Genomic DNA, 24,963 nt, shown 5'->3' on the forward strand with positions numbered 1-24,963 from the left:
TGGTGCGGACACGCCCTAGGGGCCGGCCGGCACCGGCGGCCCGTGCGCCGGCCGGGTCGCCGGGCCGGCCGCGTCGCCGGAGGTGGCGGTCCCCCTAGGGGGACCGCGGGGCAGGTTCGGGGATCCGCCGGATCCCGGGGTCTGCCCTTTCCCATTACCGTGGAATGGGGCCCGACCGGGCCCTCGCGGGCGCGTCCCGCGCACCGGATGGGAGGAGTGACCGGTGGAGACCGCAGGCATCATCGCCCTCCTGTTCTTCCTGATCTTCGCCACGCTCGCGACGGTGGCGACGGTACGGACCGTCCGCGCGGTCAAACGCCACGTCTCGCGGGGGACCGCCCAGGCCCGGCGTGTGGTCGAGGACAGCCGGATCAAGGCCCGCCGGTTCACTCCAGGCACCCCCGGCGAGCTGGCCAGGCTCCGGCTCGGGCTCCGCACCTCGCTCGACAGCACCTACCGCGCCCTGGAAGCCGGCCGGGCCGGCGACGCCTCCCTGTCCGAGGCCGCGCAACTGCTGGGCCGCCTGGACGCGCACGCCCGCGAACTCGACTCCGAGATGCGCCTGCTGGACGGCGAACCGGACCGCGCCCGCGTCGCCGCACGCCTCCCCGAACTCACCGAGCGCACCCGGCGGATCACGCACTCCGCGGACAGCCTCCGCTGGGCCGCCCAGGACCGCGCCCGGCACCTCGCCGACGACGACCTCGCCGCGCTGCGCCGCGACATCGCCGTGGAGGCGGGCGCCCTGCGCCACTGGGAGCCGCCGCAGGACGCCCCGGCGTCCGACGACCCCCCGCGGCCCGACGCCCTCGGCGGCCCCGACGCCAAGGGCACCCGGTGGGGACGTCGGCCGGGGCTTGCGTCGCCGGGCGACTGAGTCCGCAAGTACGGGGCATACGTGGGGACATGAGCACGAGTGCGAGCGGGCGGACGGGTGCGGGTGCGAGCTTGGGCGCGGCTGTGAACACGGGTGCGGGTGCGCATGTGGGTGCAGGCGCGGGCACGGGTGTGCGTGCGGGCTCGGGCGTGCGTGGCGGCATGCGCCCGGGTGCTGGCATCGGTCCGGACATCGGCATGGGCATGCCGTGTGCTGAGCGGAACCCGGCCGCGGAGACCGGTGGGGCGGGTGTCGCCTGGAGAGGGCGGCGGCCGCACCTTGCCGCGCGGCGTAGCGGAGCCCAACTGTCGTCCCGACCTGCGCCCCGGTAACCTCCGGTCATGCCCCCGCACGTCGCCATCGTCACGGACTCCACCGCCTACCTGGGCCAGGAGGCCCTCACGAGGTACGGCATCGCGGTGGTCCCGCTCACCGTGGTGATCGGTGACGAGGCCTTCGAAGAGGGCACCGAGATCTCCGCGCCGGCCGTGGCCCGCGCCCTTCAGCGGCGCGAGCCGGTGACCACGTCGCGGCCCGCGCCCGCCGAGTTCGCCGCCGCCTACGCCGCGGCCGCCGCGTCCGGTGCCGGGGCCATCGTCTCGCTGCACCTGTCCGCCGACTTCTCCGGCACCTACGACGCGGCGCGCATGGCGGCCAAGGAAGCGCAGGTGCCGGTCCGGGTCGTCGACACCGGCATGGTCGCGATGGCGCTCGGCTTCACCGTGCTGGCAGCGGCCGAGGCCGCGGCGGCGGGTGCGACGCCGGACGAGGTGGTGGCCGCGGCCGAGAAGCGCGCCGCCGACACCTCCGCCTACTTCTACGTCGACACCCTCGACTACCTGCGGCGCGGCGGCCGGATCGGCGCGGCCCAGGCACTGCTGGGTTCCGCGCTCGCGGTCAAGCCGCTGCTGCGGCTGGCCGACGGGCGGATCGGCCTGCTGGAGAAGGTGCGGACGGCGTCCAAGGCGATCAGCCGCCTGGAGGAGATCGTGGTGGAGCGGGCCGGCAGCCGGCCGGTGGCGCTGGCCGTGCACCACCTCGCGGCGGCGGAGCGGGCCGCCGTGCTCGCCGACCGGCTCCGTGAGCGGGTGCCGGGGCTGGACGGACTCGTGGTCAGCGAGGTCGGCGCGGTGATCGGCGCGCACGCCGGGCCGGGGCTGCTCGGGGTCGTGGTCTCGCCGCACTGAGGCGCGGCGGTCACCCTCACGGGTGACGGAGTTGTCCACAGGGCGCTGGTTGTCCACAGAAAAACAGCAAGATCATCTTTGGTCGGCCAGCCGGTCCAGCATCGGCTGCATGAACCTGCAGAGCGTCATCGACTCCCGGGACAAGACGACTTCGGGGCCACCGGGTCCCGATCGGGCCGCGCTGACCCGCGAACGGGCCACCGCCCTCTTCGGCCGGACGGCACCGCCCGCGCCCTTGCCGCCTCCTCCGCCTCCGCGCGGTGAGCGCCGACTGGCCGAACCCCTGCCGGGCGTGCCGGTGTTCGGCGAGGGGCCGGTCGGGCGGGTGCGCGCCTGGCTGTTCGTGCGCTGCGGGCTGGAGTTCAGGACCGTGCTGGCCCTGGCCGTGATCCTGCTGGCCGCGCTCGGACTCGCCTTCCAGCACTACTGGTCGGGCCGTCCGCGCACCCTCCACGTCCCACCACCGGTCCCGGCGGCCGCGGTGATCACGCCCGCGCCCGTGACCGTGCCCCTGCCGTCGGCCGCGCCTACCGGGGTCACCGTCGACGTGGCGGGCAAGGTCGCCAGGCCCGGCCTGCGCAGGCTCCCCAAGGGGTCCCGCGTCGCCGACGCGCTCACGGCGGCGGGCGGCCCCCTTCCCGGCGCCGACACCACCGCGCTCAACCTCGCCCGCCCCCTCGCCGACGGCGAGCAGATCCTCGTCGGCCTCCCCGCCCCCGCCCCGGCCGCCACCACGGGCACCGCCACCGCCCCCCTCAGCCTCAACTCCGCGACCCCCGCCCAACTCGACGCCCTGCCCGGTGTCGGCCCCGTCCTCGCCCAGCACATCATCGACTTCCGCACCCAGCACGGCGCCTTCACCTCCCTCCAGCAACTCCGCCAGATCCCCGGCATCGGCCCCCGTAAATTCACCACCCTCCAGCCCTTGGTCCACCCATGAACCCCCGTGACGGGACGGGGCGTTGGACACACCCCCCACACCCCCGGGCCGCCCCCGCTCCGCCCCCGGAGACGGCTGCCCCAGCCCCGGCAGGGCCCGCACCATCCGCGGCAGCGGGAAAGCCAGCCCCGCCAGGGCCCGCACCACTCGGGGACGCAGCGAACCGCGCGAGCCGCCGCAGCGGCGAGTCGCCCCCCGGCGGCGGCGGAGCCGGGGCGGGCGTCGGAGGGCCGGGCTCGGGAAGGGGCGGGCCTTCCAGGGGGGCGGGGTCGCCCAGGCCTGGTCCGGGAGGTGCCTCCGACGCGAGCGGCCATGCCAGTGGGACGGACTCCGGCGGTGGAGCCGGGGCAGGTGGTGGGTTGCCCGGGGGAGGGACTGCTCTGGCAGACGTCGGGCTCGTCAGGAGCTCGGGGGCCTCCGGTCGTCGTCCGGGGGACAGGACCGGCCATGGCGGTGGCCCAGGTCCCGGCGGCGGACGGGCCGAGGAGGACACGCGGGAGGCCGCGCCCAGCGACCGCGCAGCGGTCCACGCGGCCGCCGCCTCGCCGCTCGGAGCCGCGGACCCGCGGCAGGAGGGGCCGCCGGATCTCCGGCTGGTGCCGCCCGCGATCGCGGCCTGGGGCGCCGCCGCGCTGGCCCCGGACACGGGGCCCGGGTGGGCCCTGGGAGCGATCGGCGCCGCGCTCGCCGCCTGCCTGGCGCTGGGCGCCACCCGCCGCAAGCCCGGCCTGGCGATGGCGGCCCTCGCCTCCGCACTGTGCGCGGCCGCCGCCGTCACCAGTGCCGCGCTGGCCGCCGCCGACCTGCACCGGGGCCCAATCCCGGCCGTCGCGCGGGCGAGGGCCACCGCCGAGGTGGTCCTGAAGGTGAGCGGCGACCCGTTCACGGCCCGCGGCCGTGGCGGCGGGACCGTCGTCGTCCCGGCCGTCGTCGAGGAGGTGACCACTCGCGGTGGTGCGGCCACCCGCGTCCGCACGCCGGTCGTCGTCATGGCGGGAGGTGCGGGAGGTGCGGGAGGTGCGGGGAGCGCCAGGGGCGCGCCGCAGGCGTGGCTGCGCATGGTGCCGTCGACGCGGGTGACGGTGACCGCACGGCTCGCGCCGCCCGACGTGCTGCGCCCGCTCGGCCCGCCCCGCGTCGTCACGGGCCCGAGCACCGCGCAGCGGACGGCCGCCGGTCTGCGCGGCGGGCTGCGGGAGGCGGCGGCACCGCTGCCCGCGGACGCCCGCGCGCTGCTGCCCGGCCTGGTGGTGGGCGACACCTCCGCGCTGCCCCCGGAACTGGTCGCCGCGTTCAAGGCCACCGACCTGTCCCACCTGACGGCCGTCTCCGGCGCGAACCTGACGATCGTGCTCTGCCTGCTCATCGGGCCGCCCGGTCTCGCGATCAGGGCCGAACGCCGGGGCGCGGCAGCCAGGTTGGGGTTGCCGTTGCGCTGGACGGCGGCCGCGGGCGCCGCGCTGACGCTGGGCTTCGTGCTGGTGTGCCGGCCGAGCCCCAGCGTGCTGCGCGCGGCGGTGTGCGGCCTGATCACGCTGCTCGCCATCGGCACCGGACGGCGCCGCACCCTGCTGCCCGCGTTGGCGGCGGCCGTCCTGCTGCTGGTGCTCTACGAGCCGGGACTTGCGCGCTCCTACGGCTTCACGCTGTCCGTGCTGGCGGCGGGCTCGCTGCTGACACTGGCTCCCCGGTGGACCGAGCGACTGCGCGCGCACGGGGTGCCGCCGCGCCTGGCCGCCGGGCTCGCGGCGGCGGGTGCGGCGCAGGCGGCGTGCGGGCCGGTGCTGGTGCTGCTGACGTCGCACGTGAGCCTGGTGGCGGTGCCGTGCAACCTGCTGGCCGAACCGGCGGTCGGCGCGGCCACCGTGCTGGGGTTCGCGGCGCTGGCCGTGCACCCTGTCGCGCCGCCCGCGGCCGGCGTCCTGGCGTGGCTGGCGGGGTGGCCGGCCCGGTGGATCGTGGCGGTGGCCCGGCACGCGGCGGACCTGCCGGGAGCGGAGGTGGACTGGCCGGCGGGCCTCGCGGGCGCGGCGCTGCTCGTCGTGGTGACGGCCGCGGCCCTCTGCTGTGGCCGCCCGCTGCTGCGGCGCCCCTGGCTGTGCGCGGCGGGAGCGGTCCTCCTCCTGTGCACACTGCTGCGCCCGGTCCCGTTCCCGCTGCCGGGGCCGTCCACCGCCTGGCCGCCGCCGGGCTGGCGGTTCGCGATGTGCGACGTGGGACAGGGCGACGCGCTGGCGCTGTCGACGGGGCCGGGGAGTGCCGTCGTCGTCGACGCGGGTCCCGATCCGGGGGCCGCCAACCGGTGCCTGCGGGCGCTGCGCGTGACGGCGGTCCCGCTGATGGTCCTCACGCACTTCCACGCCGACCACGTCGACGGGCTGCCGGGGGTGCTGCGGGGAAGGCGGGTCGGCGCGATCGAGACCAGCGTGCTGGACGCCCCGGCCGGGCAGGCCGCACAGGTGCGCAGGGAGGCGGCGGCCGCCCACGTCCCTGAACTCCGCGCGCAGGCGGGGGAGGAACGCCGGGTCGGCCCGCTGTGGTGGCGGGTGTTGTGGCCGCCGCCCGCGGCCGCCGCGCTGCCGGACGACAACCCCAACGACGCCAGCGTCGCCCTGCTGGTCCGCACCGCCGGGCTCACGCTGCTGCTCATGGGCGACCTGGAGCCGTCCGCGCAGGAGGAACTGCTCACCGAGGTGCCCGACCTGCCGCGGGTCGACGTGCTGAAGGTCGCGCACCACGGGTCGGCCTACCAGGACGCGGCCCTGTTCGCGCGGGTCCACCCGCGACTGGCGCTGATCTCGGTGGGCGCCGGCAACAGCTACGGCCATCCGAGCGCGCGGACGGTCACCACGCTGCGGGCGCTCGGCGCGGTGGTGCTGCGCACGGACACCGACGGACCGATCGCGGTGAGCGGTGACACCCCCGCCGAGCTGCGGGTCGTCACGGGGAGGGAAAGCTAAAGGTTTCTTTCTATAGAAACCCTTGTAAGCACTTCTTTCTAAAGATAGCTTTAGATGCATGCCGGAGAAGAAGCCGATGCGACCGCACGTCGAACTCACCGACCCGCGCGCTCTGCGCGCCTACGCCCACCCGACGCGCATGGCCCTGGCCGGGCTGCTGCGGAGGGAGGGCCCGCTCACCGCCACCCGCGCCGCGGAGCTGACCGGCGAGTCCGTGGCCAGCTGCTCGTACCACCTGCGGGTGCTGGCCAAGTACGGGCTGGTGGAGGAGGCCGATCCGGACGGCCCGGGACGGGAGAAGCCGTGGCGGGCGACGGCCCAGTACACCAACTGGCCCGGCTACTCCGAGGACCCCGCCGTCGCCGAGGCGGCCGACGCGCTGACCCTGGCCATCGCCGAGAACCACTTCGCCCGCCTGACCCGGGCCCTGGAGTCGCGCCGGGAGCTGTCCAGGGAGTGGCAGGAGGCCGAGCGCTTCACCGACGTCACGCTCTACCTCACCCCGCAGGAGCTGACCGACCTCGGGGAGCGGATGGACGCCCTGGTGGCGGAGTACGCCGACCGCGGCACCGATCCGTCGCTGCGGCCGGAGGGCAGCCGCCGCGTGCCGTACCTCCAGATCGCCTACGTCGCCTCGGAGTCGGAGGGGAAGGCACCGGAGGGGGAGCGGCCGTGACCGCCGCCACCGCCGTGCGGGCGCTGGCCTCGCGGGCCCCGGCACTGCTGCACGACCGGCAGTTCCGGCGCTACTGGGCCGGCCAGAGCGTCTCGTTCCTCGGCGACGAGATCACCTTCCTCGCGCTCCCGCTGGCCGCCGTGCTGGTGCTGCACGCCGACGCCGCGCAGATGGGCTGGCTGTCCATGGCCGGGCTGCTGCCCGCGCTGCTGTTCTCGCTGCCGGCCGGCGCCTGGGCGGACCGGCGGGGCCACCGCCGCGCCGTGATGATCACCGCGGACCTCGCACGGGCGGCGCTGATGGCGTCCGTGCCGCTCGGGTACGCGTTCGGCGTGCTCGGCCTGCCGCAGCTCTACGTGGTCGCGTTCGCGGTCGGTGCCCTCGCGGTCCTCTTCGACGTCTGCAACGCCACGCTCTTCGTCTCGCTGGTCGAGCCCGAGCGGTACGTGGAGGGCAACGCGCTGGGCAACGGCAGCCGCGCCTTCTCGTTCGTGGCCGGGCCGAGCGCGGGCGGGCTGCTGGTGCAGCTGCTCGCCGCGCCGCTGGCGCTCCTCGCGGACGCCTTCTCCTACCTCGTCTCGGCCGCCACCCTGAGCCGGATATCCCCCGAGGAGCCGCCGCCCGCCGCCGCGGACAAGGGCCACTTCTCGGCCGGGCTGCGCTTCATCGGCCGCAACCCGACGCTGCGGGCCCTGGTGTCCGCCGCGGCCACGGTGAACTTCTTCAACTTCATCTTCCACACGCTCGTCGTGCTCTACGCCGTCGACCGGCTCGGGCTGAGCGCGGGCACGCTCGGCGTGGTGGTCGGCGCCGGCGCGATCGGCGGGCTCGTGGGCGCGGTGCTGACCGGGCGGATCGTGGGCCGCATCGGCATCGGGCCGACGATCGTGCTCGGCTACGTCGGCTTCCCCGCCCCGCTGGTGCTGGTGCCGCTGGCGGGCGGGCCCGAGCCGGTGGTGCTCGCGCTGCTGTTCACGGCGGAGTTCCTGTCCGGGTTCGGGCTGATGCTGCTCGACATCGGCAGCGGCTCGCTCCAGGCCGCGCTCATACCCGACGCGCTGCGGTCACGGGTCTCCGGCGCGTTCCGCACCGTCAACTACGGCATGCGCCCGCTCGGCGCGGTCGTCGGCGGCCTGCTCGGCAGCACCCTCGGGGTGCGGCCCACGCTGTGGATCGCCACCGCCGGCGGCATGCTCTGCGTGCTGTGGGTGCTCCCCTCGCCGGTGCCGGGGCTGCGCGAGCTGCCGGACAAGGCCGTCGTCGGCCCGGACGGCGCGCCCGTCCGCACGCCGGCCGCGGCTCCCGGCACGGACTCCGTCCCCGCACGGGAGTCCGAGACCGCGGACGCCGTGCCGCGGGGCGGGGCGCCGTCCCGGGAGTGACCCGGCGGCTACTCCAGCCACCCCTCGGCATCCTCGGCGAGCGACTCCAGCTCCGCGGTGTCCAGCGTGCCGTCCGGGTCCTCGACGACCACGAGCCACTGCGCGTCCTCCGCGTCGTCCTCGCCGGCCAGCGCGTCCCGGACCACGCGCGGCTCCTCGGGCAGCGGGAAACGCGCGGTGAGCCGGTCGGCGACCTGCTCCGCGGCGTCGCGGTCGGGCAGGACCAGCACGTGGGGGTCGTGGGGACCGGCGGGGCCGGGGGTCTCAGTGCTCACTCCGCCATTGTCCCCGGGCGGCGTTGTCGGCGGCGCATGGGATGCTGGTGCGCGATGGCCAGGAAGACCGCATCCGACGACGTCCTCGCTCCGCTGACCCTCGCCGTGGGGCAGGAGGAGCTGCTGCTCGACCGTGCCGTGCACGAGGTGGTGGCGGCCGCCCGCGCGGCCGACCCCGACACCGACGTGCGCGACCTCCCCTCCGACGCGCTCCAGCCGGGCACGCTGGCCGAGCTGACCAGCCCGTCGCTGTTCTCCGAGCGCAAGGTCATCGTGGTCAGGAACGCCCAGGACCTGTCCGCGGACTCCGTCAAGGAGGTCAGGGCGTACATCGCGGAGCCCGCCGAGGAGGTCCTCCTGATGCTGCTGCACGCGGGCGGCGCCAAGGGCAAGGCGCTGCTGGACGCCGCGCGCAAGGCCGGCGCCCGCGAGGTGGCGTGCCCGAAGATGACCAAGCCCGCGGACCGGCTGGCGTTCGTCCGCTCCGAGTTCCGTGCCCTCGGCCGCTCCGCGACCCCGGAGGCCGCCCAGGCGCTGGTGGACGCGCTGGGCAGCGACCTGCGGGAGCTGGCCAGCGCCTGTGCCCAGCTCGTCGCCGACACCGACGGCACCGTGGACGTCGCGGTGGTCGCCCGCTACTACACCGGCCGGGCCGAGGCCACCGGCTTCGAGGTCGCCGACCTGGCGGTCACCGGCCGTGCCGCCGAGGCGCTGGAACGGCTGCGCTGGGCGCTGTCCGTCGGCCAGCCGCTGCCCGGCATCACCTTCGCGCTGGCCTCGGGCGTGCGCGCCATCGGCAAGCTCGCCTCCGCCCCGCGCGGCGCCAACCCCGGGCAGCTCGCCCGCGATCTCGGCATGCCGCCGTGGAAGATCGACCGCGTCCGGCAGCAGATGCGCGGCTGGAGCGCCGACGGCGTGTCCGTCGCGCTGCGCGCGGTCGCCGAGGCGGACGCCGCGGTCAAGGGCGGTGCCGCCGATCCCGCCTACGCGCTGGAGAAGGCGGTCGTCACCATCGCGCGGGCCGCCCGTTCCCGCGGCTGACGCCCCCGCCTCCGCCTCTCAGGACCACGCCGCGCCCCTCCGGCCGCCCGCAATCAAGGGCGGGAGGGCGCAAGGGCGCGCAGGAGCGCGAGGCCGGTCGTGACCGGAAGCAGACGCGGAACCGCCCGCCCGGGAGACCCGGGCGGGCGGTTCCGATGTGTGCGGCGGCGGCGCCTGCGCGCCGCCTCGCTCTGGCGTCCGAGTCCCTCACACCGCAGCCACGTGGCGAACGTCCGCGTGCGGTGCGGTGGCCTGGGCGGTGCCGGTCCGGGCGGTAGAGGGGCCGCTGATTCCGGTTGCCGGCGGTGCCGAAGACCGCTGGGTCAGGTGCCGGGGCTGGTTCAGCCCGCGAGCGAGGAGACCGACTGAGCCAGCGCCGACTTCTTGTTGGCGGCCTGGTTCTTGTGGATGACGCCCTTGCTGACGGCCTTGTCGAGCTTGCGCGACGCGGCACGCGCGGCGGCGGTGGCCTTCTCGGCGTCGCCCTCGGCCACGGCCTCACGGGTGCGGCGGATGGCGGTCTTCAGCTCGGACTTGACGGCCTTGTTGCGCTGGCGCGCCTTCTCGTTGGTCTTGTTGCGCTTGATCTGGGACTTGATGTTCGCCACGAAAGAGCCTTCTCAGGTTCGTCTGCTGCCTGCGGCAGCGGTTTCGACTGGGGTGTTCCACCGCGCCTCGGGTAGAGGGCACGAGACGCAGCGCCCCAGGCTACCAGCAGGCCGAGGTGGCTCCCAAACCGATGAGCCGGGCCCGGCTCATGGGACTATGGACAGCAACGTACAGGTAGCAACGTGACGCGTCTCAAGAAAATGGACCCTGCGTGCCCGCCAACCCTTCCCATGTCCCGCACAACGTGCCGGAGCCGAGCCGTACCGATCCGGCGCTGATCCGCAACTTCTGCATCATCGCGCACATCGACCACGGCAAGTCGACGCTGGCCGACCGGATGCTGCAGCTCACCGGTGTCGTCGACCAGCGGCAGATGCGCGCCCAGTACCTCGACCGCATGGACATCGAGCGTGAACGGGGCATCACGATCAAGTCCCAGGCGGTCCGGCTGCCGTGGGCGCCGACCGCCGGGGAACAGGCGGGGCGCACCCACATCCTGAACATGATCGACACCCCCGGCCACGTCGACTTCACCTACGAGGTGTCCCGCTCGCTCGCGGCCTGCGAGGGCACGGTCCTGCTGGTCGACGCGGCGCAGGGGATCGAGGCGCAGACGCTGGCGAACCTCTATCTGGCGATGGAGAACGACCTGACCATCGTCCCGGTGCTGAACAAGATCGACCTGCCGGCCGCCCAGCCGGAGAAGTTCGCCGAGGAGCTGGCGAACCTGGTCGGCTGCGACCCCGACGACGTGCTGCGGGTCTCCGCCAAGACCGGTCTGGGCGTCGACGCGCTGCTGGACCGGGTGGTGCGCGAGGTGCCGGCCCCGGTCGGCGTGGCCGACGCGCCCGCCCGCGCGATGATCTTCGACTCGGTCTACGACTCCTACCGCGGCGTCGTCACCTACGTCCGGGTCATCGACGGCCAGCTGAACAAGCGCGAGCGGATCCGGATGATGTCCACCGGCGCCACTCACGAACTGCTGGAGATCGGCACCAACTCGCCCGAGATGCTGCCGGCCGACGGCCTGGGCGTCGGCGAGGTCGGCTACCTGATCACCGGTGTGAAGGACGTCCGGCAGTCCAAGGTCGGTGACACCATCACCAGCCAGCACGGCGGCGCGACCGAGGCGCTGGGCGGCTACAAGGACCCCAAGCCGATGGTGTTCTCGGGCCTGTACCCGCTGGACGGCTCGGACTACCCGGAGCTGCGCGAGGCCCTGGACAAGCTGCAACTCAACGACGCGGCGCTGGTCTACGAGCCGGAGACGTCCGCCGCGCTGGGCTTCGGCTTCCGCGTCGGCTTCCTGGGCCTGCTGCACCTGGACGTGGTCCGCGAGCGCCTCGAGCGCGAGTTCGGCCTCGACCTGATCGCGACCGCGCCCAACGTGGTCTACCGGGTGATCATGGAGGACGGCTCGGAGTACGTCGTCACCAACCCGAGCGAGTTCCCCGAGGGCAAGCTCGCGGAGGTCTACGAGCCGGTGGTGCGGGCGACGGTGCTGGCGCCCACCGAGTTCATCGGCGCGATCATGGAGCTGTGCCAGAACCGGCGCGGTGCGCTGCTCGGCATGGACTACCTGTCCGAGGACCGGGTCGAGATCCGCTACACCCTGCCGCTGGCCGAGATCGTCTTCGACTTCTTCGACCAGCTGAAGTCCAAGACCCGCGGCTACGCGTCCCTGGACTACGAGCCCACCGGCGAGCAGAGCGCCGACCTGGTCAAGGTCGACATCCTGCTGCACGGCGACAAGGTCGACGCGTTCTCCGCGATCACCCACAAGGACAAGGCGTACGCCTACGGTGTCCGGCTGGTCGCCAAGCTGCGCGAGCTCATCCCGCGGCAGAACTTCGAGGTGCCGATCCAGGCCGCCATCGGGTCGCGGGTCATCGCCCGCGAGACGGTCCGCGCCATTCGCAAGGACGTGCTCGCCAAGTGCTACGGCGGTGACATCTCCCGTAAGCGCAAACTGCTGGAGAAGCAGAAGGAGGGCAAGAAGCGGATGAAGATGGTGGGCAGCGTCGAGGTGCCGCAGGAGGCCTTCATCGCGGTGCTGTCGACCGACAGCGACGGCGGGCCGGGTGACGGCAAAGCGAAGAAGTGAAGACTGCTTCACGATTACAAACCACCGGCCTCGCCCTCTTACGCGCTGGCCGTCGGCGCTCTACCCTGATCCGACCGACTAGGTTACTGGTGAGTTAAGAAGGCCCTGAGCGGCCCGGAGGTAGTAGTCGTGACCGACACACAGACGTTGCTGGAGACTCGGCCGCCCTCCGTGGCCACGCTCTTCCTGGAGCGGGTCGCCGCCACGCCGGACGCCGAGGCGTACCGGTACCCGGTTCCCCCGGAGAGCGGCCAGGGCCCCGACGGCTGGAAGTCGCTCACCTGGGCGCATGCCGCGGAACGCGTCAACGCCATCGCGGCCGGCCTGATGGACCTCGGGGTGCGCGCCGAGGAGCGGGTGGCGATCGCGGCCAACACCAGCGTCGACTGGATCCTCGCCGACCTCGGCGTGCTGTGTGCGGGCGCGGCCACCACCACGGTCTACCCGAGCACCAACGCCGACGAGACCGCGTTCATCCTGGCCGACTCCGGCAGCCGGGTGCTGATCGCCGAGGACGCCGGCCAGCTCGCCAAGGCCCGGGCGCGCCGCGCCGAGCTGCCGGAGCTGGCCCACGTGGTGGTGATGGACCCGGCCGGCGCCGCCGACACCGACGGCGACGGCTGGGTCCTGTCGCTGGAGCAGCTGGAGAAGCGCGGGGCCGCCTACCTGGAGGCGCACCCGGCGGCCGTCACCGACGCCGTCGCGCGCATCACCAAGGACCAGCTCGCCACGCTGATCTACACCTCCGGCACCACCGGCCGCCCCAAGGGCGTCCGGCTGCCGCACGACGCCTGGGCGTACATGGCCCGCGCGATCGAGTCGATCGGCCTGCTCGACGAGAACGACGTGCAGTACCTGTGGCTGCCGCTGGCGCACGTCTTCGGCAAGGTGCTCACCGCCGGCCACATCACCGTCGGCCACGTCACCGCCGTCGACGGCCGGGTCGACAAGATCATCGAGAACCTGCCGGTCGTCCGGCCGACCTACATGGCGGCCGTGCCGCGCATCTTCGAGAAGGTCTACAACGGCGTCGCGGCCAAGGCCCGGGCCGGCGGCAACGCCAAGTACAAGATCTTCCAGTGGGCCGCGCAGGTCTCCCGCGACTACGCCAAGGCCACCCAGAACAGCCTGCGGCTGACCGGTGTCGCGACCGCCCCGGCGGGCCTGCGCGCCAAGCACGCGGTGGCCGACAAGCTCGTGTACGCCAAGCTGCGCGAGGCGTTCGGCGGGCAGCTGCGAGCCTGCGTGTCGGGCTCCGCCGCCCTCGCCCCGGAGATCGGCTACTTCTTCTCCGGCGCCGGCATCCACATCCTGGAGGGCTACGGCCTCACCGAGTCCAGCGCGGCCAGCTTCGTCAACCCCGGCGACTCCTACCGCACCGGCACCGTCGGCAAGGCGCTGCCCGGCCTGGAGGTCCGGATCGCCGAGGACGGCGAGATCCTCATGCGCGGGCCCGGCATCATGCAGGGCTACCACGGCCTGCCGGAGAAGACCGCGGAGGTCCTGGAGCCCGACGGCTGGTTCCACACCGGCGACATCGGCGAGCTGTCGCCCGACGGCTTCCTGAAGATCACCGACCGCAAGAAGGACCTCATCAAGACGTCCGGCGGCAAGTACATCGCGCCCGCCGAGGTCGAGGGCCAGTTCAAGGCGGTCTGCCCGTTCGTCAGCAACGTGCTGGTCGTCGGCGGCGGCCGCAACTTCTGTACGGCGCTGCTCGCGCTCGACGAGCCCACGATCATGGCCTGGGCGCAGGAGAACGAGCTGCGGGCCGGCAGCTATGCCGAGGTCGTCGCCACCGACGAGGTCCGCGCGCTGATCCAGGGCCACGTCGACGAGCTCAACGAGGGCCTGCAGCGCTGGCAGCAGATCCGCCAGTTCCGGCTGCTGCCCCGCGACCTGGACGTCGAGCACGGCGACCTGACGCCCAGCCTGAAGCTCAAGCGTCCCGTCGTGGAGCGGGAGTTCGCCTCGCTCATCGAGGACATGTACGCCGGGTCCCGCGAGGCCTGAGCCCCCGCCCCTCCACCCCCGTGCCCGCGCGGCGCGGGGGCGGAGGGTAGTCGATGGACGGCACCCGCACGGGCGAACCGGCCAGAAGGGGGCACGAAGGAGGGAGTCGGCACCGGCAGCGCCGCCCGGACCCTCCGCCGGTGCCAGTCTGGGCACGTGAGCCCCACCGCAGCGGTGGCCCGAGCGCACGGCCGGGCCACCGGCACCAGCCTCCCGGGCGACGAGCTCGCCGCCTGCGCGGCCCGCAGATTCCTGCGCGCCGCGCTCGCGGAATGGGCCGACCCGTTCTTCGCCGACCGCGTCGTGGACGACGGCACCCTCCTGGTCAGCGAACTGGTCACCAACGCCGTCGTGCACGCCGGGACCGCCGTGGAACTCGTGTGCCGGCTGGACCCGGCCGAGTCCGCGCTCGTCCTGGAGGTCACCGACCGGCACCCCGCGCGGGCGCTGCGCGGCGACGTCGACCCCGCCCCGGGCGAGGGCGGCGGCGAACGCGGCCGCGGCCTGCACATCGTCGCCGCGCTCGCCGACACCTGGGGCGTCACCTACCGGCGCGACCGCAAGACCGTCTGGTGCCGGATCCCGCTCAGCGGCGAGCCCGAGCCCGAGGTGCGCATCCCCGCGCAGATGCTGGCGCCGAGCCTGCCCGGCCTGCCGCGGCGGGTCGACCCCGACTGGACGGCCCGCGGCGCGCTGACCTTCCTGGCCGAGGCGTCCGACCTGCTCGCCGGGCAGCTCGAGGAGGACAACGTCGCGTCGCTGGCCACCCAGTTGCTCGTGCCGCGGCTCGCCGACTGGTGCGCGGTGTGGCTGCACCCCGGCGGCGCCGCGCCGCGCCTGACGCACGTGTGGCACAGCGCCGAGCACCGCATCGACGGGCTGCGCGCCCTGCTGGAGAAGGCGCCGCCCGCGCCCAGCGAGCGGCCGGGCGCCCAGCGGTACGCGCTGCCCGGCGGCGACGGCGCGCTCGCCGTGCCGCTGATCGCCACCGGGCGCTGCCACGGCACCCTGCTGCTCGGTGCCGCGCCCGGGCACGGCCTGCCCGACGGCGCGCTCGGCCTCATCGAGGACTTCTCCCGCCGGGTCGCCCTCGCGCTCGGCACCGCGCGGCAGTACGCCCGCCAGGCCATGATCAGCACCGTGCTGCAGCGGGGCCTGCTGCCGCCCGCCACGGGGCGCATCCCCGGCGTCGAGCACGCCGTCGTCTACGAGCCCACCGCGGGCGACTGGGTGGGCGGCGACTTCTACGACCTGTTCCCGGCCGGCGACGGACGCTGGTGCTTCGCGCTCGGCGACGTGTGCGGCAGCGGCCCCGAGGCCGCGTCGCTGGCCGGGATCGCCCGGCCCGTGCTGCGGCTGCTGGCACGCGAGGGATGCGGGGTCTCCGACGTGCTGGACCGCCTCAACCGGGCGCTCGCCGACGAGGCGGCGACGGCGCTGCTCGCGGAGACCGCGGCCTGGGACGGGCACGCGCGCTTCCTCTCGCTGCTGTACGGCGAGATCACGCCCGGCGAGCCCGGGCGCGGCGCGCAGGTGACGCTCGCGTCCGCCGGCCACCCCCTGCCGCTGGTCCTCGCCCCCGACGGCACGGTCCGGCCCGCGGCCACCCCGCAGATGCTGCTGGGCATCTCCGACGACGCGTGCTACGCCAGCGAGTCGTTCGGGCTCGCGCCCGGCGACACGCTGCTGTGCGTCACCGACGGCGTGACCGAACGCCGCCACGCGGGGCGGCAGTTCGACGACGACGACGGCCTGGCGGCGGCGCTCTCCGCGTGCACCGGCCTCGGCGCGGCCGGGGTCGCGGAGCGGCTCCGCAAGGCCGTCCACGACTTCGACGAGACGCCTCCGGCGGACGACCTCGCGCTCCTGGTCCTCCAGGCCCTCTAGGGCCCCCACGGGGTTCCGCGATCCGCCGGGCGCGGCCCACGGGTGGCCCCGCTCCTCCGGGCTGACCCTCCGGGACGGCAACGGGGTGCGCGCCCCGGGGCGGAGGCCGGGGGACGCCGCGGGCCCCGGAAGGGCGGCCCGGGAGGGGAAAAGCGCGGGTGGCGGATACTGGTCGCATGCCTTCTGTACTTCCTGAGGGGGAACCCGTGCCCGGCGACGGGGCGCTGCCCCGGCACGCCCTGGACGGGGCGGCGAGCCGTCCGCTCGGGTTCTACCTGCACGTGCCGTACTGCGCGACCCGCTGCGGGTACTGCGACTTCAACACGTACACGGCCACCGAGCTGCGCGGCTCCGGCGGGGCCCTGGCCTCGCGGGAGAACTACGCGGAGGTGCTGGTCGACGAGGTGCGGCTGGCGCGGAAGGTGCTGGGGGACGACCCGCGGCCGGTCGAGACCGTGTTCGTGGGGGGCGGCACCCCCACCCTGCTGCCCGCGGCCGACCTCGGCCGCATGCTCGCCGCGATCCGCGAGGAGTTCGGGCTGGCGCCGGGCGCCGAGGTGACCACGGAGGCCAATCCGGAGTCCGTCGACCCGGAGTACCTCGCGGGGCTGCGCGACGCAGGCTTCACCCGCGTCTCGTTCGGCATGCAGAGCGCCCGGCGGCACGTGCTCCAGGTCCTGGACCGCACCCACACCCCGGGCCGCCCGGAGGCCTGCGTCGCCGAGGCCCGCGCGGCCGGCTTCGACCACGTCAACCTCGACCTGATCTACGGCACCCCGGGGGAATCCGACGAGGACTGGCTCGCCTCGCTGGACGCGGCGATCGGCGCCGGCCCCGACCACGTCTCCGCGTACGCCCTGATCGTCGAGGAAGGCACGCAGCTGGCGCGGCGGATCCGCCGCGGCGAGGTGCCGATGACCGACGACGACGTGCACGCCGACCGCTACCTGATGGCCGAGGAACGCCTGTCGGCCGCCGGCTTCTCCTGGTACGAGGTGTCGAACTGGGCGACCGCCGAGTCCGGCCGCTGCCGCCACAACGAGCTGTACTGGACCGGCGCCGACTGGTGGGGCGCGGGCCCCGGCGCGCACAGCCACGTCGGCGGCGTGCGCTGGTGGAACGTGAAGCACCCCGGCGCCTACGCCCAGGCCCTGGCCGAGGGCCGCACGCCCGGCGCGGGCCGCGAACTGCTCGGCGCCGAGGACCGGCGGGTGGAGCGCATCCTGCTGGAGCTGCGGCTGTCCCAGGGCTGCCCGCTCGACCTGCTCGCGGAGCAGGGCGCGGCCGCCGCGGCCCGCGCGGTGGACGACGGCCTGCTGGAGCCCGGCCCCTACGCCGGGGGCCGCGCCGTCCTCACCCTGCGCGGCCGCCTGCTGGCCGACGCGGTCGTCCGGGACCTCGTGGACTGACCCCGCACCGGGACCCGGCCCCGACCCCGGACCCGGCCGCGGCTTCGGCCCCGGCCCGGAGCCGGCGGCCCGCTCACGGCTCCGCCGGCTCCGTCACGAAGTCGATCAGGTGCTCCACCGCGCCCAGCAGCTCCGGTCGCAGGTCCTTGTACGACGAGACCGACGCGAGGATCCGCTGCCACGCCTCGCCCGTCGTCATCCGCCAGCCCAGGGTCCGGCACACGCCGGTCTTCCAGTCCTCGCCGCGCGGCACCCGCGGCCACGCGGGGATGCCGACCGACGCGGGCTTGACCGCCTCCCACACGTCGATGAACGGATGCCCGACCACCAGCACGTCGGCGCCGCTCACCGACGCCGCGATCCGCGACTCCTTGGACCCGGGGACCAGGTGGTCGACGAGCACGCCGAGCCGTGCGTCAGGGGCCGGCGCGAACGCCGACACGATCGCCGGCAGGTCGTCGACGCCCTCCAGGAACTCGACGGCGACGCCCTCGACCCGCAGGTCGTGGCCCCACACCCGCTCCACCAGCTCCGCGTCGTGCCGGCCCTCGACGTAGATGCGGCCGGCCCTGGCCACCCGCGCCGTCGCGTCCGTCACGGCGATCGAGCCGGACGCGGACAGCAGCGGGCCGCGCGGCCCGGGCGCCGACCGGGGACGCACCAGGGTGACGGGCCGGCCGTCGAGCAGGAAGCCGCCAGGCGTCATCGGGAAGACCCGGTGCCTGCCGAACCGGTCCTCCAGGGTGACCGTCAGGCCCTCCGCGGTCTTCTCCACCCGCACCACCGCGCCGCAGAAGCCCGTGCCGGCGTCCTCGACGACCAGGTCCGCCTCGGCCGGCACCTCCGGCACGGGCGCGGACCGCTTCCACGGCGGCGTCAGATCGGGGTCGTAACTCTGGCTGCGCATAGGGGAGATCGTAGCCAGGACCCTACTCCCCGGCGGTGAACCGCTCGGCGAGTGCGTCCCGCTGGGCGCGCACGAACCGCGCGTCGACGACCGCGCCGTGGCCCGGCACGTAGCGGGCCGTCTCGCCGCCGAGCGCCAGCAGCGCGTCCAGTGTCTCCGCCCACCGCGCGGTGACCGCGTCGCCGCCGGCCTGCGGCTCGCCGGACTCCTCCACCAGATCGCCGCAGAACACCACCGCGGGGTCGCTCCCGGTGGCGCCCGGCACGTGCACCACCAGGTCGTGGCCGGTGTGTCCGGGACCCAGGTGGACCAGGTGCACCGGACGCTCTCCGAGGTCGAGCGCCAGCTCGCCGCTGACGGGCCGGTCGGGCGGCACCAGCGCACGCACCGCCTCGGCCGTCTCCATGGGATCCGCGCCGTACTCGGCGGCGGTCACCGGCATCCGCAGCTGCTCGCGACGGAGATATCCGGCCAGCGACTGCTCGCCGTACACCTCGGCCTCCGGGAACTCCGCGGTGCCCAGCACGTGGTCGAAGTGGCCGTGGGTGAGGACGACGTGGGTCACCGCGCGCCCGGTCAGCGCCTCGACCTGGCCGCGCAGCTCCTCGCCTTCGCGCAGGCTGGAGCCGGTGTCGACCAGCATGACCGCCTCGGCCCCCACGACCAGGCCGATGGTCACGTCGAGGAAGGGCAGCCGGCGGCGTGCCACGCCGGGCGCGAGCTGCTCCCACGCCGAGTTCCCACCGCCGGGCTGCTCCGCCGCGTTCTGCTCAGAATCCACGGGGCCGACGCTATCGAAACGGGCCGGTTTCGCGTGCATCCGCCGCCTTCGCGGCCGGTCCCGTGCCGGTTCTGCCCCGATCCGGGACCGGTCGGTGGCCGGTACGTGAGGGGTCCGCGGCCAGTCGGGTCGCTGCCGCTCTTGCAGAGCCCTTGTCGCCTCGCCGTACACTGGCTGCGGGATTGCTGGCACTCGAAACGAGGGAGTGCCAGGCAGGACGGGGTGCCGGGCCGCACGGGCAGGCCCCACGGCTGGAGGTGAGCGATGTTGAGCGAACGCAGGCTGGAGGTGCTGCGTGCCATCGTTCAGGACTACGTCGGCACCGAGGAGCCGGTCGGGTCCAAGGCGCTCACCGAACGGCACCGGCTGGGTGTGTCCCCCGCCACGGTCCGCAACGACATGGCGGTGCTGGAGGACGAGGGCTACATCGCCCAGCCCCACACCAGCGCGGGCCGCATCCCCACGGACAAGGGGTACCGGCTCTTCGTCGACAAACTCGCCGGCGTCAAGCCGCTGTCGACCGCCGAGCGCCGGGCCATCCAGAACTTCCTCGACGGAGCCGTCGACCTCGACGACGTGGTCGGCCGCACGGTGCGGCTGCTCGCGCAGCTCACCCGGCAGGTCGCCGTCGTGCAGTACCCGTCGCTGACGCGTTCCTCGGTGCGGCACGTCGAGCTGCTGTCGCTGGCACCCGCCCGGATCATGCTGGTGCTCATCACCGACACCGGCCGGGTCGAGCAGCGGCTGATCGACTGCGCGGCGCCGGTCGGCGAGACCGTGCTGGCGGACCTGCGGGCCCGGCTGAACAGCCGGGTCGTGGGACGCCGCTTCACCGACGTCCCGCCGCTGGTCCAGGACCTGCCGGACAGCTTCGAGCTCGACGACCGGCCGGCCGTCGCCGGCGTGCTCGCCACCCTCCTCGAAACCCTCGTCGAGGAGAAGGAGGAGCGCATCATGCTCGGCGGGGCGGCCAACCTCACCCGCTTCAACCACGACTTCCCGCTGACGATCCGCCCGGTCCTGGAGGCCCTGGAGGAGCAGATGGTGCTCCTGAAACTCCTCGGCGAGGCCACGGACTCCACCATGACCGTGCGGATCGGGCATGAGAATTTTCACGAGGGCCTCAATTCCACCTCCGTGGTGGCGGTCGGCTACGGTTCGGGCGACGAGGCAGTCGCCAAACTCGGCGTGGTCGGACCGACCCGCATGGACTACCCCGGAACGATGGGAGCGGTACGCGCAGTGGCACGTTACGTCGGACAGATCCTGGCGGAGTCGTAAGTGGCCACGGACTACTACGCCGTACTCGGCGTTCGCCGCGACGCAGGACCGGACGAGATCAAGAAGGCGTTCCGGCGCCTTGCCCGCGAACTGCACCCGGACGTGAATCCGGACCCCAAGACGCAGGAGCGGTTCAAGGAGATCAACGCCGCCTACGAGGTGCTCTCGGACCCGCAGAAGAAGCAGGTCTACGACCTCGGTGGCGACCCGCTGTCCGCGGCGGGCGGCGCGGGCGGGGCGGGTGGCTTCGGCGCCGGCTTCGGCAACTTCAGCGACATCATGGACGCCTTCTTCGGGCAGTCCCAGCAGCGCGGGCCGCGTTCGCGCACCCGGCGCGGCCAGGACGCGATGATCCGGCTGGAGATCGAGCTGGACGAGGCCGCGTTCGGCACCACGAAGGACATCCAGGTCGACACCGCGGTCACCTGCGGCACCTGCAACGGCGAGGGGGCGGCGCCGGGCACCTCGGCGCAGACCTGCGACATGTGCCGCGGGCGCGGCGAGGTCTCGCAGGTCACCCGGTCCTTCCTCGGGCAGGTCATGACGTCGCGGCCGTGCCCGCAGTGCCAGGGCTTCGGCACGGTCGTGCCGACGCCGTGCCCGGAGTGCGCCGGCGACGGGCGGGTGCGGTCGCGCCGGACGCTGACCGTGAAGATCCCCGCGGGCGTCGACAACGGCACCCGGATCCAGCTCGCCGGCGAGGGCGAGGTCGGGCCCGGCGGCGGGCCCGCCGGTGACCTGTACGTGGAGATCCGCGAGGTCCCGCACGCGGTGTTCCAGCGGCGCGGCGACGACCTGCACTGCACGGTCACCATCCCGATGACCGCGGCGGCGCTCGGCACGAAGTGCCCGCTGGAGACGCTCGACGGGCTGGAGGAGATCGACGTCCGGCCCGGCACGCAGTCCGGGCAGTCGATCCCGCTGCACCAGCGCGGCATCACGCACCTGCGCGGCGGCGGCCGCGGCGACCTCGTCGTCCACGTCGAGGTCGTCACGCCCAACAAGCTCGACCCCGACCAGGAGGAGCTGCTGCGCCGCCTGGCCAAGCTGCGCGGCGAGGAGCGCCCGACGGGGCAGTTCGCGCCGGGGCAGCAGGGGTTGTTCTCGCGGCTCAAGGACGCGTTCAACGGCCGCTAGCGCGGCTCCCTCCGTCACCTGCACCACCCGGGGCCCGGCCCCGTGCCCCTGAGGGTCGCCTCTCGCCCGTGCGCGGGCGTTGCGCCCCGTCGGGGATGCGGGGTGCCCCAGCCGTCGGGCCGGGGTGCCGTGCCTGTGCGGGGGTGCCCTGCGCGGGCTCGCGGGCCGTCACCGGCCGGGTGGGGTGGCTCGGTCCGCTCCGGACCGTCTGGCCGTGGTTGGTTGGTCGCGCGGGGGACCTCGCGCCCCTGAGGGTCGCCCCTCGCCCGTGCGCGGGCGTCGGGTGGCCCAGCTGTCGGCCGGGGGGCCACCCGCGGGTGGGGTGGGTGGGGGGCGTGGGAATATGACCGCATGGCGGTGACCCTCTCCTCGTTTGCGGCGTATCCGATCGTGCAGGCCCCGATGGCCGGTGGCGGCTCGAACCCGCGGCTGGCCGCGGCGGTCGCCGCGTCCGGCGGGCTCGGCTTCCTGGCCGCGGGGTACAAGACGTCCGGGGCGATGTACGAGGAGATCCGCCAGCTGCGGGACCTGACCTCGCAGCCCTTCGGCGTCAACCTGTTCATGCCGCAGCCCGCGACCGCGGACCCCTCCGCGATCGGGGTGTACGCCGAGCAACTGTCGGGCGAGGCCGCCTGGTACGGCACCGAGCTGGGCGACGCGGACGCCGGCGGCGACGACGCCTACGACGCGAAGGTCGCGGTCCTGCTCGAGGACCCGGTGCCGATGGTGAGCTTCACCTTCGGGTGCCCGGACCGCGCGGTGCTGGACGCCTTCGCGAAGGCCGGCACGTACACCGTCGTCACCGTCACGTCCGCCGCGGAGGCGCAGGCCGCGCAGTGGGCCGGCGCCGACGCGCTGTGCGTGCAGGGCGTGGAGGCCGGCGGCCACCAGGGCACGCACCGCGACGACCCGGAGCTGGACCACGCCGGCCTCGGCCTGCTCTCCCTGATCGCGCAGGTGCGCGAGGCCGTGCGGCTGCCGATGATCGCCGCGGGCGGCCTGATGCGCGGCAGCCAGATCGCCGCGGTCCTGGCCGCCGGCGCGGACGCGGCGGCGCTCGGCACGGCGTTCCTGGTCACCCCGGAGTCCGGCGCCAGCCCCGTGCACAAGCGGGCCGTCACGGACCCGGTGTTCGCCCGGACGGAGCTGACCCGCGCGTTCTCGGGGCGTCCGGCCCGCGGCCTGGTCAACCGCTTCATGAGCGACCACGGCCCCTACGCGCCGCCCGGCTACCCGCAGATCCACTTCCTGACCTCGCCGCTGCGCAAGGCCGCCGCGGAGGCCGGCGACCCGCAGGGGATGTCGCTGTGGGCCGGGCAGGGGCACCGGCTGGCCCGCGAGCTGTCCGCGGGGGCCCTCGTCGAGACGCTCGCCGCCGAGCTGCAGGAAGCCCGGGAGGCGCGGGTATGACGGCGCCGGTGTTCCTCGTCGAACCGGGCGCCCTGGAGGGCGCCCCGTCGCGGCTGATCCTGGACGGCCCGGAGGGCCGCCACGCCGTCTCCGTGCGGCGGCTGACACCAGGGGAGCGGGTCGTGCTCACCGACGGCGCGGGACGCGGCGCCCACGGCACGGTCGCCGCGGTCGAGGGCAAGGACCTGCTGCACGTCGACGTCGACGAGCTGCGCACCGAGCCGGCGCCGGCCGCCCGCATCACCGTCGTGCAGGCCCTGCCGAAGGGCGACCGCGGCGAGCTGGCCGTGGAGACGATGACGGAGGCGGGGGTCGACGCGGTGGTGCCCTGGGCCGCGTCCCGCTGCGTCACCCAGTGGCGCGGGGAGCGCGGCGCCAAGTCGCTGGCCAAGTGGCGTTCCACCGCGCGGGAGGCCGCCAAGCAGTCGCGGCGGCTGCGGTTCCCCGACGTGTCCGACCTGATGACGACCCGTCAGGTCGCGGACCTGCTCGGCGCCGCCGACTTCGCGGGCGTGCTGCACGAGGAGGGCGCGGCGCCGCTGGCCGCAGCCGCGCTGCCCGAGCGGGGCTCGCTGGTGCTCGTCGTCGGCCCCGAGGGCGGCGTCTCGCCGGAGGAGATCGCCCTGTTCGAGGAGGCGGGCGCGCCCCCGTTCCGGCTCGGCCCGACGGTGCTGCGCACCTCCACCGCGGGCGTCGCGGCGACGGCGCTGCTGCTGACCCGCACCGGCCGCTGGTCGTGACGGGGCGGACGGCCGGGGACCCGGGGAGTGCCGCGTCGACGCTGCTCGTCGCCGCGGTGATCGTCCACGACGCGGCGCGCGACCGGATCGTGGTGCTGCGCCGCGGCCGGGGCAGCAGCTTCGGCCACGGGTTGTGGGACCTGCCGCTCGGCAAGGTCGAGCCGGGCGAGCCCGTGACGGCCGCCGCGGTACGCGAACTGCGCGAGGAGACGGGGCTGGTGGTGGCCCCCGAGGCGCTCACCCTGGCGCACGTGCTGCACGCCGGGGCCGGCACCGGGACGCCGCACGGCTACCTCACCGTGGTGTTCGCGGCCACCGCGTGGTCGGGCGAGCCGGAGAACCGCGAGCCGGACCGCCACGACGACGTGCGGTGGGCGGAACTCGACTCCCTGCCGCGGGAGTTCGTGCCGAGCACGGAGAAGATCGTGCGGGCCTGGCGGGCCGGCCTGGTCGGACCCACGCTGCACCGCTGGGAGTGACCCGCGGCGTCCGCCGCCGCAGCCGTCCGCCGCCGCAACCGTCGCCACCGCAACCGGCTGCCGTCGCAACCGTCCGGTGTCGCCAACGCCCGGCGGACTAGTCGGGCTTGGCCGCGAACAGCTCCAAGTGCCCGCACGCCGGGCAGCGGAACGCCTCGATCTGCCAGCGCGGACGGCCCATGCGCTTGGCGTTGCCCAGGGGGCCGCGCTGCAACCACCCGGCTATCCAGCGGGCGTAGCCGCGCGTGCCCTGGCCCGAGTCCTCGACGAAACCCGGCTCCAGACCGATGGCGCCGCACTGGGTGCACGTGATCGCTTCCACGGCGCGAAGTGTAGGCGGACCGTCACGCGACCCGTAGGGGCCGCGTGGGCCCTTCGGGGGATGGACCCGCCCCGACTGCGGGGGGAACGTGGGGGGATGGGACGAAAAGGGAAGGTCTGGCTGGCCGGGGCCGTCTGCGCGGTCGCCGCCGCGGCCGTCGCGGGGTGCGACCCCGCGGACGGCCTGGGGGCGAGTGCCGTGTCCGTCACCACGGACCAACTGGCCACGCACGAGCTGAAACACGACGGCGTCAAGGTGCAGTGGCTCTCGTGCAGCGCCACCACCGGCACCAGGTCGGCGAAGGTCGACTGCCTGGGCCGCACCGACGACCAGCGGAAGATCACCGTCAAGGGAACCGTCACCGAGCAGAGGGACGACACGTGCGTCCGCGGCCGGCTGGTCGCGGTCGCCGGCGGCAGGACGGTGTTCGACGTCGGGGGACTCGGCGACTGCGTGCGGCACAGCAGCCCGGGGAGGAGCTGAGCGAAGTTAGGGTGGCCCGGTGACCAACGAGCCGGCGCAGCCCGCGCAGCCTTCGCAGACGCC

General features: G+C 74.7%; 22 protein-coding genes. 17 read left to right on the forward strand and 5 right to left on the reverse strand.

Features of this window, described 5'->3' with window-relative positions:
* Positions 1 to 223: 223 nt before the first annotated feature.
* The 6 genes from BMW99_RS03705 (at position 224) to BMW99_RS03730 (ending at position 8,022) form a co-directional block, all read left to right on the forward strand.
* The gene (locus BMW99_RS03705) at positions 224 to 877 is read left to right on the forward strand and encodes a hypothetical protein (RefSeq protein WP_075016211.1); all 654 of its coding nucleotides are present in this window, start codon (positions 224 to 226) and stop codon (positions 875 to 877) included.
* A 341-nt stretch (positions 878 to 1,218) separates the two neighbouring features.
* Positions 1,219 to 2,064, forward strand: coding sequence for a DegV family protein (locus BMW99_RS03710; RefSeq protein ID WP_069467131.1), 846 nt, complete (start codon positions 1,219 to 1,221; stop codon positions 2,062 to 2,064).
* Positions 2,065 to 2,173: 109 nt separating this feature from the next.
* Positions 2,174 to 3,004: a ComEA family DNA-binding protein gene (locus tag BMW99_RS03715; protein ID WP_079175913.1), complete on the forward strand. Its 831-nt coding sequence runs from the start codon at positions 2,174 to 2,176 to the stop codon at positions 3,002 to 3,004.
* Between the two features lie 596 nt (positions 3,005 to 3,600).
* Positions 3,601 to 5,964, forward strand: coding sequence for a ComEC/Rec2 family competence protein (locus BMW99_RS03720; protein WP_407640259.1), 2,364 nt, complete (start codon positions 3,601 to 3,603; stop codon positions 5,962 to 5,964).
* 58 nt (positions 5,965 to 6,022) lie between these two features.
* Positions 6,023 to 6,640, forward strand: a complete 618-nt coding sequence (locus BMW99_RS39900; protein ID WP_107451797.1) for a winged helix-turn-helix domain-containing protein — start codon at positions 6,023 to 6,025, stop codon at positions 6,638 to 6,640.
* Positions 6,637 to 8,022: an MFS transporter gene (locus tag BMW99_RS03730; RefSeq protein ID WP_075016212.1), complete on the forward strand. Its 1,386-nt coding sequence runs from the start codon at positions 6,637 to 6,639 to the stop codon at positions 8,020 to 8,022. The genes BMW99_RS39900 and BMW99_RS03730 overlap by 4 nt, the downstream gene beginning before the upstream one ends.
* Positions 8,023 to 8,030: 8 nt before the next feature.
* Here BMW99_RS03730 and BMW99_RS03735 read toward each other — a convergent pair whose 3' ends face one another.
* Positions 8,031 to 8,297 carry a hypothetical protein gene (locus BMW99_RS03735; RefSeq protein WP_075016213.1) on the reverse strand — a complete coding sequence of 89 codons (267 nt, stop codon included), beginning with the start codon at positions 8,295 to 8,297 and terminating at the stop codon, positions 8,031 to 8,033.
* A gap of 54 nt (positions 8,298 to 8,351) precedes the next feature.
* On the opposite strand from BMW99_RS03735, the gene holA reads away from it, so the two are divergent.
* Entirely contained in the window at positions 8,352 to 9,338 is a 987-nt protein-coding gene (holA, locus tag BMW99_RS03740; protein WP_075016214.1) for a DNA polymerase III subunit delta, read from the forward strand.
* A 341-nt stretch (positions 9,339 to 9,679) separates the two neighbouring features.
* On the opposite strand, the gene rpsT is transcribed toward holA, so the two are convergent.
* Entirely contained in the window at positions 9,680 to 9,946 is a 267-nt protein-coding gene (gene rpsT, locus BMW99_RS03745) for a 30S ribosomal protein S20 (protein ID WP_069467734.1), read from the reverse strand.
* Between the two features lie 212 nt (positions 9,947 to 10,158).
* Here rpsT and lepA point away from each other — a divergent pair, with 212 nt between their 5' ends.
* The 4 genes from lepA (at position 10,159) to hemW (ending at position 17,360) form a co-directional block, all read left to right on the forward strand.
* Complete coding sequence (gene lepA, locus BMW99_RS03750) at positions 10,159 to 12,051, forward strand: translation elongation factor 4 (RefSeq protein ID WP_069464878.1); 1,893 nt, start codon at positions 10,159 to 10,161, stop codon at positions 12,049 to 12,051.
* Positions 12,052 to 12,180: 129 nt separating this feature from the next.
* Positions 12,181 to 14,064, forward strand: coding sequence for an AMP-dependent synthetase/ligase (locus BMW99_RS03755; RefSeq protein ID WP_069464879.1), 1,884 nt, complete (start codon positions 12,181 to 12,183; stop codon positions 14,062 to 14,064).
* Positions 14,065 to 14,220: 156 nt separating this feature from the next.
* Complete coding sequence (locus tag BMW99_RS03760) at positions 14,221 to 15,951, forward strand: ATP-binding SpoIIE family protein phosphatase (protein ID WP_079138634.1); 1,731 nt, start codon at positions 14,221 to 14,223, stop codon at positions 15,949 to 15,951.
* 176 nt (positions 15,952 to 16,127) lie between these two features.
* On the forward strand, positions 16,128 to 17,360 hold the full coding sequence (gene hemW / locus BMW99_RS03765; RefSeq protein ID WP_075016215.1) for a radical SAM family heme chaperone HemW: 1,233 nt from the start codon (positions 16,128 to 16,130) through the stop codon (positions 17,358 to 17,360).
* 73 nt (positions 17,361 to 17,433) lie between these two features.
* Here hemW and BMW99_RS03770 read toward each other — a convergent pair whose 3' ends face one another.
* Entirely contained in the window at positions 17,434 to 18,267 is an 834-nt protein-coding gene (locus BMW99_RS03770; RefSeq protein WP_075016216.1) for a DUF3097 domain-containing protein, read from the reverse strand.
* Between the two features lie 22 nt (positions 18,268 to 18,289).
* A complete protein-coding gene (locus BMW99_RS03775) occupies positions 18,290 to 19,048 on the reverse strand; it encodes an MBL fold metallo-hydrolase (protein ID WP_069465649.1) in 759 nt (252 codons plus the stop codon).
* Positions 19,049 to 19,312: 264 nt separating this feature from the next.
* Between BMW99_RS03775 and hrcA the strand changes: the two genes are divergently transcribed.
* The 5 genes from hrcA (at position 19,313) to BMW99_RS03800 (ending at position 24,095) form a co-directional block, all read left to right on the forward strand.
* Entirely contained in the window at positions 19,313 to 20,329 is a 1,017-nt protein-coding gene (gene hrcA, locus BMW99_RS03780; RefSeq protein WP_069465650.1) for a heat-inducible transcriptional repressor HrcA, read from the forward strand.
* A complete protein-coding gene (dnaJ, locus tag BMW99_RS03785) occupies positions 20,330 to 21,466 on the forward strand; it encodes a molecular chaperone DnaJ (protein WP_069465651.1) in 1,137 nt (378 codons plus the stop codon).
* 351 nt (positions 21,467 to 21,817) lie between these two features.
* Positions 21,818 to 22,876: a nitronate monooxygenase gene (locus tag BMW99_RS03790; protein ID WP_075016217.1), complete on the forward strand. Its 1,059-nt coding sequence runs from the start codon at positions 21,818 to 21,820 to the stop codon at positions 22,874 to 22,876.
* Entirely contained in the window at positions 22,873 to 23,616 is a 744-nt protein-coding gene (locus tag BMW99_RS03795; protein WP_075016218.1) for a 16S rRNA (uracil(1498)-N(3))-methyltransferase, read from the forward strand. The genes BMW99_RS03790 and BMW99_RS03795 overlap by 4 nt, the downstream gene beginning before the upstream one ends.
* A complete protein-coding gene (locus BMW99_RS03800) occupies positions 23,613 to 24,095 on the forward strand; it encodes an NUDIX domain-containing protein (RefSeq protein WP_069467384.1) in 483 nt (160 codons plus the stop codon). Before BMW99_RS03795 ends, BMW99_RS03800 begins: the two co-directional genes overlap by 4 nt.
* A 97-nt stretch (positions 24,096 to 24,192) precedes the next feature.
* On the opposite strand, the gene BMW99_RS03805 is transcribed toward BMW99_RS03800, so the two are convergent.
* Complete coding sequence (locus BMW99_RS03805) at positions 24,193 to 24,384, reverse strand: hypothetical protein (RefSeq protein WP_069467386.1); 192 nt, start codon at positions 24,382 to 24,384, stop codon at positions 24,193 to 24,195.
* Positions 24,385 to 24,513: 129 nt separating this feature from the next.
* Between BMW99_RS03805 and BMW99_RS03810 the strand changes: the two genes are divergently transcribed.
* On the forward strand, positions 24,514 to 24,900 hold the full coding sequence (locus BMW99_RS03810; protein ID WP_069467385.1) for a hypothetical protein: 387 nt from the start codon (positions 24,514 to 24,516) through the stop codon (positions 24,898 to 24,900).
* Positions 24,901 to 24,963: the final 63 nt, after the last annotated feature.

Source organism: Actinacidiphila rubida (assembly GCF_900110255.1).
In the GTDB taxonomy this organism is placed as follows: domain Bacteria; phylum Actinomycetota; class Actinomycetes; order Streptomycetales; family Streptomycetaceae; genus Actinacidiphila; species Actinacidiphila rubida.